Raw genomic sequence first — 13,372 nt, 5'->3', positions numbered from 1 at the left:
AACACTCCTTTATTCTGGATTTAAAATTTCCACTTGGATAATCCCGCTAGCTTTCAGAAACATATTGGTGACAATCGGACCTACAAAAGAAAATCCTCTCTTTTTTAAGTCTTTTGCTACGTTATCTGATAAAAGCTGTGTGCGTGGGACTTGGTATGCTTCTTCATAAATAGATAAAACGGGGACGTTTTTTACAAATTGCCATAGATAATTGGCAAAACTGCCAAATTCTTCTTGTACTTTTAAAATTGCTTGCGCATTTTTAATGGTTGCTTCAATTTTGCGCCGATTGCGAATCATATCTGGATCAGCTACTATTCGATCGACTTCGTCAGGCAACAGCGCGGCAACTTTTTCCGGCTTCATTTGGCAAAAATTTTTCATGAATGCTACTTTTTTCCCTGCTGCTGCTTTCCAACTTAAACCAACTTGAAAAACACCCACCGTCAACAATAAAAACAGCAAATCATCCTCTCTTGTAGGTTTTCCCCATTGTTCTGTATACCATTGATAGTTGTTCATCGCCGCCTCCTTTTAAGACTGTTCAAATGTTAATAATGCTTGTTTCATTGCTAAACCACCACGGTAACCGGTTAATTGTCCCTTGCTGCCGATGACTCGATGGCAAGGAATGACCATTAATAAAGGATTTTTCCCAATCGCTGTGCCAACTGCTCGAACCGCACGTGGACGCCCAATTTTTTCTGAAATTTCTTGATAGGTCATTGTCTCACCATAAGGTATTTCTTGCAACGCCTGCCAAACTTCTTTTTGAAAGGGCGTTCCTTCGATGTCTATGGGGCAAGCAAACGTTGTCGAATGTTGGTTAAGATAACTTATTAATGCTTCTTTATAAGGCGCAGTTTTCTTTTCAGAAGCTTCTAATTGTGCTTGAGGGTACCAGTTTTTCAGCTCTTCTATCGATTGATTGGCTGAACCTACAAAAGCTAGTCCAGCGTCTGTCACACCAAGATAATAGTGATCGTTCTGCCATTCTTGTTGCGCATAATAAATCTTTTTTACCATATGTCTACACTTCTTTCTCGTGTTTTCTTATCTTCATTATAATTCTTTTGGCTTTCAAAATCTTGCGCTCCTATCACTTTTTACTTGTTTTAATTAGGGATTCTTTTACAATGAAGAAAACGGGAGGTGTGTTTACAATGAAAACAACGTATCGACTTACTCAGAAACGTTGGGAAGCCATTCAAAATAATAATACGCAATTTGATGGTGATTTTTTTTATGGTGTGACCACAACGAAAATTTTTTGTCGTCCTTCGTGCCCTTCCCGTGTGCCCAACAAGAACCACGTTCTGATCTTCAAAACGGCTCAGGAAGCTTTAACACTTGGTTTTCGTCCATGTAAAAGATGTCAACCAACCGGGCAAGTCGTTCCTAACGAGGAATGGGTTGCTCAAATTAAGCAATTTATTGATCGGCATTCAGCGGAACCATTAAGTTTAGACTATTTAGCGCAAGCCTGCCACGGTAGTCCCTTTCATTTGCAGCGAACCTTTAAGGAACAGACAAAACAAACCCCGTCAGCTTATTTAACAAGTGTCCGAATTAGGCAAGCCCAAGAATTGCTTCTCCATTCACCCCTTACGATTCAACAAATCGCGAAAAAAGTTGGCTTCCAAACCGCAGCATATTTTGCCACCACTTTTAAAAAAGAAACAGGCGTAACCCCCTCTGTTTATCGCAGTAAAAATGAGCCGAAAAAATAACATTTCGGCTCATCGGATTATTTATTGGGGCGTGATTGTAGCCACGCTACAATCAATTGACTGATTTCTGTTTGCTGTTGCTCATTAGAAATTGTCGCTTTGTTGTCTCCTTTTTGGACACCGTAATTACCAAACCCTGCATGATTCCCACCTTCGATAGATACATACTGCGTATCTTTTGGCAAAAACTGTTTGGCTTTTTGATAGCTAGTCCAATTTAAAACACCATCGTTTGTGGCTGTTATTGACAGAACCGGCAGATTTTGCTTGTTTAGTGCACCTTTTTCGTCAGGATAGCTGGCTAAATAAATCATGCCTTTGATTCGTTGCTCATTTTCCGCTACAAAACGACTAGCCATCACACCACCCAGAGAATGCCCAGCCAAAACGAAGTTTTGTTGTGGATGATCCTTTATAATTTGTTCTGCAGCATTTGGTGCAAGAACCGCTAAATTCAAAGGAAAATGAACAATATAGACATCATAACCTTTCGTAGCAACTTCTTGCGCCCATTCACTATAACTAGCGGGCGCAACCAATGCACCTGGATAAAAAATCAGTGCTGTATCATTTTTTTGCCCGTTTGTGTAATAATCATAGTTTTTTTCTTGCGTGGCACTTTGACTTATTTTTAAGGCCGAATCGGTCGCTTGATACGTACTATTTTTAATAAAAATAGTCAGGCCGATGACTAAGATTACTAAAAAAAGCCCAAGTCCTAGGACAATTTTTTTCCAGCGTGATTTTGTTCTATTTTTCATCTCATTTCCTCCCAATGAAAAAATTCTTCTTTCTGATTCTACCTTTAATAAAAAAAGAACACAACAATAGGAGTTGGTGGAGCAACCCTTTTCTTGCTCCACCAACTCCTAAATAGACTGTTTCTCGACGCCAGGGATTATTTTGTCTCTTTTTCGCCTGCTTCTAAGTAGCTGATAATAACCGTCTCAAATCATCATTTATTTTTCCTACACTTCCCTTATTAAAATAACAATGAAGCTGAAAGCAGAAATATCAACACCGAACAGATCAATAAAGCCCTGTTATTTGATAAAGTATAGTCTAAATAGATATACTCGCCAATGAAAAATACTATCAGAGCTAACGAAGCCCTCAATAAACCAACATTTTCAAAAATATATTCTTTGAAAATGAAGGAAAGGACTCCTAAAATAAGGAATGATAGTAACATTGACTTAACAATAAACCATTGCTTCCTCGCCATTCTAACACTTCTCTCTAAGGAATATTAATTGTATAGTTCCAATTCCAGCCACCGATATATTTCCCTAAACTTATTCTTCTAATTCCGTTTTCTACTGCCCATTTTGCTGTTGCAGCTGCTCCAGCTGTTATAACTGCTGCTACACCTGCACCGACTGGTCCTGCTGCTGCAAATTGCTTGGCATACCAGCCCACATATCCACCTACAAATGCGCCAGCTGCCCATGCATTCATTTTTCTTACTTTTGGTCCTAAATTAATATATACACCTACAAATCTGGATAATTGTGGTGTATTTAAATCAATTTCATTTGTAGCATCAATCATCAATTGCGCATCCGAAACTGAAATATTTAAATCCGAAGCTAAAGTCTCAACATCTGTGTTAATTACAAGAACACCATTAACAGTATCGAAATAGCCTTCTAATTTTTCACTAGCCTGCAACATTTCCTTATCTAAAGTTCCATATTCATTTTCAATATCCGTAATTGTTTCATTAATTTTATCTACTGAAACAACTCCAAAATCCAAAATACTTGTTGAGTCGGTTGCTAAAGCTCTCATAGGAATTATAGTCATTCCTAAAATGCCTAAGACAGCTACAGAAATTAAAAATTTATTTTTCATAATTTAAAGCTCCTCCTTTTACTTTGATATCCGATTTTTTAATACCTAACAACTGTTAATTTTTGCTGATCAACAAACATACTATGGTACTTTCTTCATCAATTCCCTCCCTTTCATAAATTTGTCTGTTGTAAAAAATAGTAGCATACACTATTTTAAATAGACATAGCTATTATTCTATTTTATAGGAACACATTACTAATATAAGCAAGCATAGTAACAGCCTTATACAATTTAGATAATAAATAACAACCTATTTCATTAACTAAAACAACAATAGTCATAAAAAGGACTGGTTTTTAACAGATACATGTCACAATGTTTTCATGCTATTTATTTAATAGTTGATTCACTAATTAAAAAAATAATTTCTAATTTTTACTTAATATAAATGTAAAAATACCCCATCAGAACATGCTTTTATTCAGTTAGTAAAAAAAACGGTCCAAAATCTAGTCAGCATAGTTATGCGATAAATCATTTTTGAGCTCGAACCACTTCTATTTAAAAATGTGATGAGGTAAGCCTTCACTTTTAATAAAAAACAATAGGAGTTGGTGGAGCAACCCTTTTATTGCTCCACCAACTCCTAAATAGACTGTTTCTCGATGCCTTAGATTATTTTGATTCTTTTTCGCCTGCTTCTAAGTAGCTGACATCATTGACTTTATCCAAAGTATATTCGCCATTTTTGTAATGAATTGTTGTGACACTAGCATTCTTCAAACCGCCTTCTGGGACTTTAAAATCATCAAATAAAGTTGCTAACAACGCTGAAATACTCAAGCCATGAGAGACCACTAAAACATTGCCATTCCCAGAATTGGCTGATTCTGTGGCAACAATTTTATCTAAGCCTTTTTTCAAACGTTTGGTAATTGTAGCATAGTCTTCTGCAGGCCAGTTATTCTTGCTTTCCTCGCGCTGTTGATCCAGTTTAGCTACACTGTTGGCAAAGGATTCAGGGGTCATGTTTTTCATAAATTCTTCTAAGGAAACATCTTGATCATCAGCAATATCCTGCCACATTGTCTTGTTTAAATCCCCTTCATAGCTACCAAAATTAAATTCACGTAAATCTGGGTCACGCACGACTTCAAGGTCTTTGCCTGCTTTATTTTGATCTAAAATAAGTTGAGCAGTTTGCAAGGCGCGGCCACTATCACTACTATATGCATTTTGAAAGGCAACATCTTTCAAACCAATCCCAGTTGCTGTCACAACTTTTTCACCTTCTGGTGTTAAGACCGCATCTGACCATCCTTGTACGCGGTCCGTCGTATTTAACATGGTTTTTCCATGGCGCACAATGTAAAGAGTTAGTTCTTCAGGTTTTGTCTCTTTTTCTTTTGTCGTTGCTTGCTGATTTTTACCACAACCAACCATTACTAAAATGGCCAGAAAAAGCATCCCCACAATCGTCAATCGTTTTTTCATTTTTTATTTCCCCTCATTTTCTACTCAGTTGTTAAGTTTTCACCATTACTAGCGATAACTTGTTTGTACCAATTAAATGATTTTTTCTTAGTTCGTTTCAAGGTTCCCTGACCTTCGTCATCCATGTCTACATAGATAAAGCCGTAACGTTTTTTCATTTCGCCAGTCCCTGCTGAAACTAAGTCAATACAACCCCATGGCGTATAACCAATTAAGTTAACCCCGTCTTCTTCTACTGCGGTTCTCATGGCTTCAATATGTTGTTTAAAATAATCAATGCGGTAATCGTCGACAATCGAGCCATCCTCTTGCAATGTGTCCACCGCGCCAAACCCGTTTTCAACCACAAACAATGGCATATTGTAACGATCTGACAACTGACACAATGAAATTCTTAACCCTAAAGGATCGACAGCCCAGCCCCATTCAGATTCTTGCAAATAAGGATTTTTAACCGCAGGCATTTGGTTACCTCCGACATATTTTACTTCTTCGGGATAAGCAGTCGAAACAGTCGACATATAATAACTAAACCCGATATAATCAACTGTTCCTTTTTGAATAATCGCTAAATCCTCTGACTCCATTTGAATTGTCATTCCTTCACGCTCAAATTCTTTGAGCTTATGCGCTGGATAATAGCCCTTAGCCTGGACATCCATATAAAATTCTTGCTCTCGGTTAAATTGAACAGCTGCCATCACGTCCTCAGGTTTGCAGGACAAAGGATAACTTGGAATATAAGCCACCATCATACCAATTTGGAAATCTGGATTGATGGAATGTCCTAATTCAACGGCTTTCGCACTTGCTACAAATAGATGATGCGCTGCTTGATATTTACTTTGTTTATCATTATTGTGAATCCCAATTTGCGTCCAACTTCTTAAAAAATTAATTTCATTAAAAGTCATCCAATACTTCACTTTATCCTGATAACGCGTAAAAATGGTTTCGCAAAAGAAAACAAAGAAATCAATCACTTCACGATTTTTCCAACCATCATATTCATCGGCCAAATACATCGGAATATCAAAATGGTTAATCGTCACAACGGGCTCAATTCCATGGCGCAGCAAAGTATCAAAAACTTTATCATAAAAGGCTAAGCCTTCTTCATTAATCTCTTTTGTTCCATTTGGGCAAATCCGGCTCCAGGCGATAGACAGCCGAAAACATTTGAAACCCATTTCTGCAAATAAGGCGATATCTTCTTCGTAATGATGGTAAAAGTCCGTCGCTACATGACTAGGATAGTATAATTCTTCATCGATATAGCCAATCGCTCCTTCGGGTAATGCTTGATCGCGCGTACACGAAGCTTTTTGGCCCTCTTTAGTTAAATACGTAATCCGTCGCGGTTCTGTTTGACTACCACCAGTAATTGCATCTAATGTACTCAGACCTTTGCCTCCTGAAAGGTAGCCACCTTCATATTGGTTAGCAGCTGTTGCACCGCCCCATAAAAAATTTTCTGGAAATCCCATAAAACCCCTCTTTCCCTCTGTTTTTAGGCATCACAAAGAAACCATCAAGGGAATTGACGCTGGCAGAAGAGTCCTTGTTTTTTCTACCAACGTCAAACGCCCTTTAATAGTTGCTAATTTTATTAATTACTTAAATCTTCACCATTTGTTGCGATTACTTTTTTGTACCAATCAAACGATTTCTTCTTGCTTCGTTTTAACGTACCATTTCCTTCGTTATCGCGATCCACATAGATAAAGCCATAGCGTTTTTTCATTTCACCTGTTCCAGCTGATACTAAATCAATACAGCCCCAAGTCGTATAGCCTAACAAGTCGACACCATCTTGTTCAACAGCATCTTTCATCGCTTGAATATGCGCCGCCAAATAATCGATACGATAATCATCGACTACATCACCATTTTCGTCTGGTGTGTCTACCGCTCCTAAGCCATTTTCAACAATGAATAGTGGTTTTTGATAACGATCATATAAGTCATTCATCGTAATTCTCAAACCAAGTGGATCAATTTGCCAACCCCATTCACTGGCTTTTAAATAAGGATTTTTCACAGAGGCAAAGATGTTACCAGCTGTTTGCTCATTAATTTCTGGATCTGTTGATGTGACACGAGAAGAATAATAAGAGAACGAAATGAAGTCCACCGTATGTTCTTTTAAAAGTTCTTCGTCGCCTTCTTCCATTTCAATTTGAATACCTTTACGGGCCATTTCTTTTAAAGCATACGCAGGGTATTCCCCACGTGATTGGACATCAATAAAGAAATAATTTTCACGATCTGCTTGTCGAGCAGCGAAAACATCTTCTGGTTTACAAGTATAAGCGTAGTTGGAACCAGCCGCTAACATACAACCTACTTGGTTTTCAGGATCTACCTCATGAGCAATTTTTGTCGCAATTGCACTTGCTAGTAGTTCATGATGGGCCGCTTGGTATTTCACTTGTTCTTTGTTTTCGCCTTCTTCAAAGTATAGACCTGCTCCCATAAATGGTGCATGTAAAATCATATTAATTTCGTTAAATGTTAACCAATATTTGACTAATCCTTTATATCGGTTGAAAATTACACGGCAAAGATTTTCATAGAAACCTACTAACTTACGACTACGCCAAGCGCCATATTCTTCCACTAAGTGCATTGGGCAGTCAAAGTGTGTAATCGTTACTAGTGGCTCAATCCCATATTTATGACATTCTTTGAATAAGTCTTCATAGAACTTCAAGCCTTCTTCATTCGGCTCTGTTTCATCTCCCATTGGAAAAATTCGACTCCAAGCAATGGATAAACGGTATGTTTTAAAACCCATTTCACCAAATAAGGCGATATCTTCTTTATAGCGATGATACATATCAATTGCCTCTTGTGCAGGATAGAAATGTTCTTCATCAAAGTTAAACATTTTCTTTTCACCAGTGATTACTGGAAAACGATCTGGACCCGTTGGCGCTAAATCGACGTTTGCCAAACCGCGTCCGCCTTCGTTATAGCCACCTTCACATTGATTGGCTGCTGTTGCGCCACCCCATAAAAAGTCTTTTCTAAATGCCATAAATTCTCTTCCTCCACATCTTTTTATATTAAAGCGGTCAGCAAATCATCACTTGTTGAAACTTCATTACTGCCGACTTCCAAAATATCTAAATAATCCGCTGTATTCGTCACAACGATTGGAATTTGTGTACTAAACCCAGCTTTTTTAATTCCTTCTAAATCAAAGGTTACTAATGTTTGACCTTTTTTCACGCGGTCACCTTGTTTTACAAAAGCTTCAAAGCCTTCGCCTTCTAATTGAACTGTATCAATCCCAATATGAATCAATAATTCTGTGCCGTTATCTGAAATCAAACCTAATGCATGTTTTGTTGGGAATAGTGTGACAATCGTTCCATCAAAGGGTGCAACCACTTTGCCTTCCGTTGGTTCAATCACGACCCCATTTCCTAATGCTCCATTTGCAAAAGCAGGATCCTCTGCATTTTTTAAAGATAACACTCGTCCTTTGACTGGACTTGTAATATTTTCTTTTTTAATCGTTGTTTTATCAATAATCACTTCTTCTTCCTCAACTGTATCGTCTTTCCAGAAGAAGAATGTTAGACAAAAACCAACGACCGCTGCAATGGCAATTGCAATAAAGGACTGAATCATCCCACTTGCATCATCACCATTGATAAAGTTTAGCACACCGAAAATTCCTAAACCACCCATTGTATAAGCTGTCACATTGTTGATCATCAAATATAAACCACCGACAGCGCCACCAATCATTGAATAAATAAATGGCCACTTTTTTGGTAAAGTGATTCCATAAATTGCTGGCTCTGTTACACCAAAAATACCAGAGATAATTGCTGGCGGACACAAAGCTTTTAACTTTTTATCTTTCAATTTGAAGAACATCGCTAAAACAACCGCTGTTTGCGCAAAACTAGCTGCAAATGATCCCGTTAATACTTGGCTTGAACCTTCTTGTGTCACTTGCATAATAGCTAATGGCACAACGCTCCAATGTAACCCAAAAATAACTAAGACTTGCCAGAAGAAACCAAGAATCAAACCATACAAAGCTGGTGAGAAACTCATTAATGCTGTAAAGCCAGCGCTTAATAAATCTGTTAGCATGCTAACGATTGGCCCAATTACTAAGAAACCAATTGGTAAGGCAATCAACAAGACGAAAAACGGTACTAAGAACGTTTGAACAACTTCTGGAATAATCCGTTTAAACACTTTTTGAACTTGTGCCGCAAAAGCAATAATGAAGATGATTGGTACGACACTACTTGTATAGTTCGCACCGACCCAAGGAATCCCCATAAATGTATTATAGGCAGGTAAGCCGAATAAATTATACGGTGCTGCGGCTCCGGCTCCCGCTGTTGTTTCAAAGGCCGTTTGTAATGCACTTCCTTGAATCGTTGGGTAACATAAAGCTGCGCCAATCACGATTCCTACCATCGGATGCAACCGGAATTTTTTAGCTGCTGTATAACCTAAAATAACTGGCATAAAGTAGAAAATTGCATCGCCAATCCCATTTAACATGGTATAAGTCCCTGACGTAGCCGTATAGAGCTTTAAGAAAACCAATAAGGCATTTAACCCTTTGACCATCCCAGCCGCTGCTAACGCCCCTAAAAAGGGTTGGAAACAACCACTTAAAATATCTATTAAGCGATCAAATAAATTCCCACTGGAAGCTTCTTCTTCACGTTCTCCTGACAAGCCTGCAATACTAACTACTTCTTCGTAAACGGCTGGAACATGGTTCCCAATAACGACTTGGTATTGTCCACCGCTTTTCATAACAGTTACCACACCGTCCATATTTTTTAAGACATCATCATTCGCTTGACTCTCATCTTTTAATTTGAAGCGAAGACGTGTGATACAATGTGTCAAACTATTAATATTCTCTTGCCCACCGACATTTTTTACAATTTTTTCTGCTAGTTCATGATATTTTCCCATCTTTTTTTCCTCCAAAAATTTATTTTCATTTGAAGGTTTAGCCAACTGAATGTCACTATCCAAAGTGGTGCGTTTATTGTTCCGTTGTTTGTACAATTCGTGCAATGTGAATCGTTAGGTACAAGCGTTCTTCATTTGAAACTTGATAGTCATAGTTCTCATTTAAATACAAGCTGATCTTTTCCACGCAACGATAGGCGTTGAGATATTTCTTTTTAATTACCGCATACAGTTCTTCATCATCATTTTCGACAACTTCACGTTGGTGTAATAAGCGATAACAGAAAAATTTTAAATGTGTGCTAAATCGATAAAAGTAGACAGAGTCTTCATCAAAACTTACCTTAAAATAGTATTTGACGATATTTGTAATCTCTTGCATCAACTTTGTCAATTCGTAAATATTACCGACTTCTTCCTCCATCTCCGCATTCACCAAGTGCAATGCGATAAAACCTGCCTCATCCGTTGACAATTCCATTCCTACGCGCTTTTGTACCATTTTTAAAGCATTTACTCCTACTTCGTACTCTTCAGGAAAAAAACGTTTAATATCCCATAATAATAAATTCTTAATTGCAATTCCTTGTTTTTTTCTTTCTAAAGCTGTGTACAAATGATCCGTCAGAGAAATATAAATGGTATCATTCAAACTCTTTTTCAACGTTGATTTTGCATAAACAATAATGTCATCCGAGAGTTTCATCATCTCTAAAGGAATATTTCCTAACAATTCTTGAAACTTAAGTGATGTTTCTTGATTGGCTAAATAAAAAACTTGATCGATACTTTCATCAGGAACCCAATCCCCAATGCGTTTCTTAAAAGCAATTCCTTTGCCCATAACAATTTGCTCTCGTTTATCATCATCTAATGTAATAACCACATTATTGTTTAAAATTTTGTGAATAATCAATGCCCCACCTCCTTTGTGTTTCGTTGAAAAAAGAAAAACCCAATTTCTTCAAAAAGAACGACACATATGTCGCTTCATGAAAAAATTAGGTTTAGCTTGTCTTTAAACAATCACTATCCATCTATTTACTTATCCCTACATCCAAAGAATAACATATTTACAACAAATGTCAACGCTTTCAACGACATTTTTTTGTAATAAAAATAAAAAAAGCATACAAACAATGTTTGTATGCTTTACTATGACCCGTACGGGACTCGAACCCGTGTTACCGCCGTGAAAGGGCGGTGTCTTAACCGCTTGACCAACGGGCCATTAAAAAGAAAAAACGGAGAAGGAGGGATTTGAACCCTCGCGCCGGTTTCCCGACCTACACCCTTAGCAGGGGCGCCTCTTCAGCCACTTGAGTACTTCCCCAAGAAATAAATGGGCCTAAATGGACTCGAACCATCGACCTCACGCTTATCAGGCGTGCGCTCTAACCAGCTGAGCTATAGGCCCCAAATAAGAAAAAAGCGGGTGACGAGAATCGAACTCGCGACAACAGCTTGGAAGGCTGTGGTTTTACCACTAAACTACACCCGCAAATTTTTCTTGGATGGCGCGGGACAGAATCGAACTGCCGACACATGGAGCTTCAATCCATTGCTCTACCAACTGAGCTACCGAGCCAAAAACGGTCTGGACGGGACTCGAACCCGCGACCTCCTGCGTGACAGGCAGGCATTCTAACCAGCTGAACTACCAAACCAATTCGTTTTTGCTTTATGCAAATGTATGCTTTAAAAAATAAAAGCAATTGCGGGGGCAGGATTTGAACCTACGACCTTCGGGTTATGAGCCCGACGAGCTACCTGACTGCTCCACCCCGCGATAATTAGACCAAGGAAACTTAATTCCTAAGAAAGGAGGATAAGGGATTCGAACCCTTGCACGGTTTTACCCGCCTGACGGTTTTCAAGACCGTTCCCTTCAGCCGGACTTGGGTAATCCTCCGTAACAAAACTATGACCCGTACGGGACTCGAACCCGTGTTACCGCCGTGAAAGGGCGGTGTCTTAACCGCTTGACCAACGGGCCATTTTATAAAATTATGGGCCTAAATGGACTCGAACCATCGACCTCACGCTTATCAGGCGTGCGCTCTAACCAGCTGAGCTATAGGCCCAAAAAGAAAAGCGGGTGACGAGAATCGAACTCGCGACAACAGCTTGGAAGGCTGTGGTTTTACCACTAAACTACACCCGCATGGCGGTCTGGACGGGACTCGAACCCGCGACCTCCTGCGTGACAGGCAGGCATTCTAACCAGCTGAACTACCAAACCATACTTTTCTTTTTATGTGCTTTTGAAATCAAAAGCAATTGCGGGGGCAGGATTTGAACCTACGACCTTCGGGTTATGAGCCCGACGAGCTACCTGACTGCTCCACCCCGCGATAATTAGACCAAGGAAATTTAATTCCTAAGAAAGGAGGATAAGGGATTCGAACCCTTGCACGGTTTTACCCGCCTGACGGTTTTCAAGACCGTTCCCTTCAGCCGGACTTGGGTAATCCTCCATGATAAAAATAAAACTATAAACAACGTCACAATGGACCTTGTAGGACTCGAACCTACGACCGGACGGTTATGAGCCGTCTGCTCTAACCAACTGAGCTAAAGGTCCAGGCTCTTCCAAATGTATAATCGCGGCGGAGGGGATCGAACCCCCGACCTCCCGGGTATGAACCGGACGCTCTAGCCAGCTGAGCTACACCGCGAAACTCTTATATTAAAATAAGAATGGAGCCTAGCGGGATCGAACCGCTGACCTCCTGCGTGCAAAGCAGGCGCTCTCCCAGCTGAGCTAAGGCCCCATGAAAATTATTATCGGGAAGACAGGATTCGAACCTGCGACCCCTTGGTCCCAAACCAAGTGCTCTACCAAGCTGAGCTACTTCCCGTATATAACTAATGCACCCAAAGGGAGTCGAACCCCTAACCTTTTGATTCGTAGTCAAACACTCTATCCAGTTGAGCTATGGGTGCTAAATATAAAACAATGCCGAGGACCGGAATCGAACCGGTACGGTGATCACTCACCGCAGGATTTTAAGTCCTGTGCGTCTGCCAGTTCCGCCACCCCGGCGTAATGAATTGGCTAAGCGGAAAACGGGGTTCGAACCCGCGACCCCCACCTTGGCAAGGTGGTGCTCTACCACTGAGCTATTTCCGCAAAATGGTGCCGGCTAAAGGACTTGAACCCTCGACCCTCTGATTACAAATCAGATGCTCTACCAACTGAGCTAAGCCGGCTAAATATGCGGGTGAAGGGACTTGAACCCCCACGCCTTGCGGCGCTAGATCCTAAATCTAGTGCGTCTGCCAATTCCGCCACACCCGCAAATGAAATATGAATATGAGCCGTACAGGGCTCGAACCTGTGACCCTCTGATTAAAAGTCAGATGCTCTACCAACTGAGCTAACGGCT

General features: G+C 39.7%; 10 protein-coding genes and 24 tRNA genes (1 of these 34 only partly in view). 1 reads left to right on the top strand and 33 read right to left on the bottom strand.

Going from position 1 to position 13,372, the window contains the following annotated elements; genetic code table 11:
• Positions 1–9: 9 nt before the first annotated feature.
• Entirely contained in the window at positions 10–522 is a 513-nt protein-coding gene (locus tag IGK86_RS01185; RefSeq protein WP_002355189.1) for a DNA-3-methyladenine glycosylase I, read from the bottom strand.
• Positions 523–534: 12 nt separating this feature from the next.
• Positions 535–1,026 carry a methylated-DNA--[protein]-cysteine S-methyltransferase gene (locus IGK86_RS01180; protein WP_002366052.1) on the bottom strand — a complete coding sequence of 164 codons (492 nt, stop codon included), beginning with the start codon at positions 1,024–1,026 and terminating at the stop codon, positions 535–537.
• A gap of 110 nt (positions 1,027–1,136) precedes the next feature.
• Between IGK86_RS01180 and IGK86_RS01175 the strand changes: the two genes are divergently transcribed.
• Positions 1,137–1,730 (top strand): bifunctional transcriptional activator/DNA repair enzyme AdaA, encoded by a 594-nt coding sequence (locus tag IGK86_RS01175; RefSeq protein ID WP_016617431.1) that lies wholly within the window; start codon positions 1,137–1,139, stop codon positions 1,728–1,730.
• Positions 1,731–1,747: 17 nt separating this feature from the next.
• Here IGK86_RS01175 and IGK86_RS01170 read toward each other — a convergent pair whose 3' ends face one another.
• From IGK86_RS01170 to IGK86_RS01020, 31 genes are all read right to left on the bottom strand, one after another.
• Positions 1,748–2,491, bottom strand: a complete 744-nt coding sequence (locus tag IGK86_RS01170) for an alpha/beta hydrolase (protein WP_010707896.1) — start codon at positions 2,489–2,491, stop codon at positions 1,748–1,750.
• Between the two features lie 478 nt (positions 2,492–2,969).
• Positions 2,970–3,584 carry a hypothetical protein gene (locus tag IGK86_RS01165; RefSeq protein ID WP_002377892.1) on the bottom strand — a complete coding sequence of 205 codons (615 nt, stop codon included), beginning with the start codon at positions 3,582–3,584 and terminating at the stop codon, positions 2,970–2,972.
• A gap of 618 nt (positions 3,585–4,202) precedes the next feature.
• A complete protein-coding gene (locus tag IGK86_RS01160) occupies positions 4,203–5,021 on the bottom strand; it encodes a histidine phosphatase family protein (protein WP_016617432.1) in 819 nt (272 codons plus the stop codon).
• 20 nt (positions 5,022–5,041) lie between these two features.
• Positions 5,042–6,508, bottom strand: a complete 1,467-nt coding sequence (locus tag IGK86_RS01155; RefSeq protein WP_002373156.1) for a glycoside hydrolase family 1 protein — start codon at positions 6,506–6,508, stop codon at positions 5,042–5,044.
• A gap of 122 nt (positions 6,509–6,630) precedes the next feature.
• Positions 6,631–8,061 carry a 6-phospho-beta-glucosidase gene (locus IGK86_RS01150; RefSeq protein WP_002375743.1) on the bottom strand — a complete coding sequence of 477 codons (1,431 nt, stop codon included), beginning with the start codon at positions 8,059–8,061 and terminating at the stop codon, positions 6,631–6,633.
• Positions 8,062–8,084: 23 nt separating this feature from the next.
• On the bottom strand, positions 8,085–9,983 hold the full coding sequence (locus IGK86_RS01145) for a beta-glucoside-specific PTS transporter subunit IIABC (protein ID WP_085406470.1): 1,899 nt from the start codon (positions 9,981–9,983) through the stop codon (positions 8,085–8,087).
• Between the two features lie 73 nt (positions 9,984–10,056).
• Positions 10,057–10,899 (bottom strand): BglG family transcription antiterminator LicT, encoded by an 843-nt coding sequence (licT, locus tag IGK86_RS01140; protein WP_002355181.1) that lies wholly within the window; start codon positions 10,897–10,899, stop codon positions 10,057–10,059.
• A 242-nt stretch (positions 10,900–11,141) separates the two neighbouring features.
• Positions 11,142–11,213 (bottom strand) — tRNA-Glu (locus IGK86_RS01135).
• A gap of 15 nt (positions 11,214–11,228) precedes the next feature.
• A tRNA-Ser gene (locus tag IGK86_RS01130) sits at positions 11,229–11,316 on the bottom strand.
• Positions 11,317–11,326: 10 nt separating this feature from the next.
• A tRNA-Ile gene (locus IGK86_RS01125) sits at positions 11,327–11,400 on the bottom strand.
• A gap of 13 nt (positions 11,401–11,413) precedes the next feature.
• Positions 11,414–11,484 (bottom strand) — tRNA-Gly (locus tag IGK86_RS01120).
• Between the two features lie 14 nt (positions 11,485–11,498).
• Positions 11,499–11,571, bottom strand: a tRNA-Phe gene (locus IGK86_RS01115).
• 5 nt (positions 11,572–11,576) lie between these two features.
• Positions 11,577–11,650, bottom strand: a tRNA-Asp gene (locus IGK86_RS01110).
• 48 nt (positions 11,651–11,698) lie between these two features.
• A tRNA-Met gene (locus IGK86_RS01105) sits at positions 11,699–11,772 on the bottom strand.
• A 33-nt stretch (positions 11,773–11,805) separates the two neighbouring features.
• Positions 11,806–11,895: transfer RNA gene (locus tag IGK86_RS01100), tRNA-Ser, on the bottom strand.
• Between the two features lie 12 nt (positions 11,896–11,907).
• Positions 11,908–11,979, bottom strand: a tRNA-Glu gene (locus IGK86_RS01095).
• Between the two features lie 14 nt (positions 11,980–11,993).
• A tRNA-Ile gene (locus tag IGK86_RS01090) sits at positions 11,994–12,067 on the bottom strand.
• Positions 12,068–12,076: 9 nt separating this feature from the next.
• A tRNA-Gly gene (locus IGK86_RS01085) sits at positions 12,077–12,147 on the bottom strand.
• Position 12,148: 1 nt separating this feature from the next.
• Positions 12,149–12,225: transfer RNA gene (locus IGK86_RS01080), tRNA-Asp, on the bottom strand.
• A gap of 38 nt (positions 12,226–12,263) precedes the next feature.
• Positions 12,264–12,337: transfer RNA gene (locus tag IGK86_RS01075), tRNA-Met, on the bottom strand.
• Between the two features lie 33 nt (positions 12,338–12,370).
• Positions 12,371–12,460, bottom strand: a tRNA-Ser gene (locus IGK86_RS01070).
• Positions 12,461–12,493: 33 nt separating this feature from the next.
• A tRNA-Ile gene (locus tag IGK86_RS01065) sits at positions 12,494–12,567 on the bottom strand.
• A gap of 20 nt (positions 12,568–12,587) precedes the next feature.
• A tRNA-Met gene (locus tag IGK86_RS01060) sits at positions 12,588–12,661 on the bottom strand.
• A 23-nt stretch (positions 12,662–12,684) separates the two neighbouring features.
• Positions 12,685–12,757, bottom strand: a tRNA-Ala gene (locus IGK86_RS01055).
• Between the two features lie 13 nt (positions 12,758–12,770).
• Positions 12,771–12,844: transfer RNA gene (locus tag IGK86_RS01050), tRNA-Pro, on the bottom strand.
• An 11-nt stretch (positions 12,845–12,855) separates the two neighbouring features.
• A tRNA-Arg gene (locus IGK86_RS01045) sits at positions 12,856–12,929 on the bottom strand.
• A 14-nt stretch (positions 12,930–12,943) separates the two neighbouring features.
• Positions 12,944–13,029: transfer RNA gene (locus IGK86_RS01040), tRNA-Leu, on the bottom strand.
• A 15-nt stretch (positions 13,030–13,044) separates the two neighbouring features.
• Positions 13,045–13,116, bottom strand: a tRNA-Gly gene (locus IGK86_RS01035).
• A gap of 4 nt (positions 13,117–13,120) precedes the next feature.
• Positions 13,121–13,196 (bottom strand) — tRNA-Thr (locus IGK86_RS01030).
• 6 nt (positions 13,197–13,202) lie between these two features.
• Positions 13,203–13,284, bottom strand: a tRNA-Leu gene (locus IGK86_RS01025).
• 16 nt (positions 13,285–13,300) lie between these two features.
• Positions 13,301–13,372 (bottom strand) — tRNA-Lys (locus IGK86_RS01020); it runs 1 nt beyond the window's last position.

Source organism: Enterococcus sp. DIV1206 (assembly GCF_051712485.1).
GTDB classification, from domain to species: Bacteria; Bacillota; Bacilli; order Lactobacillales; family Enterococcaceae; genus Enterococcus; species Enterococcus faecalis.
Note: the sequence above shows the minus strand (reverse complement) of the source record. Positions and strands in the feature narration are given on the sequence as shown.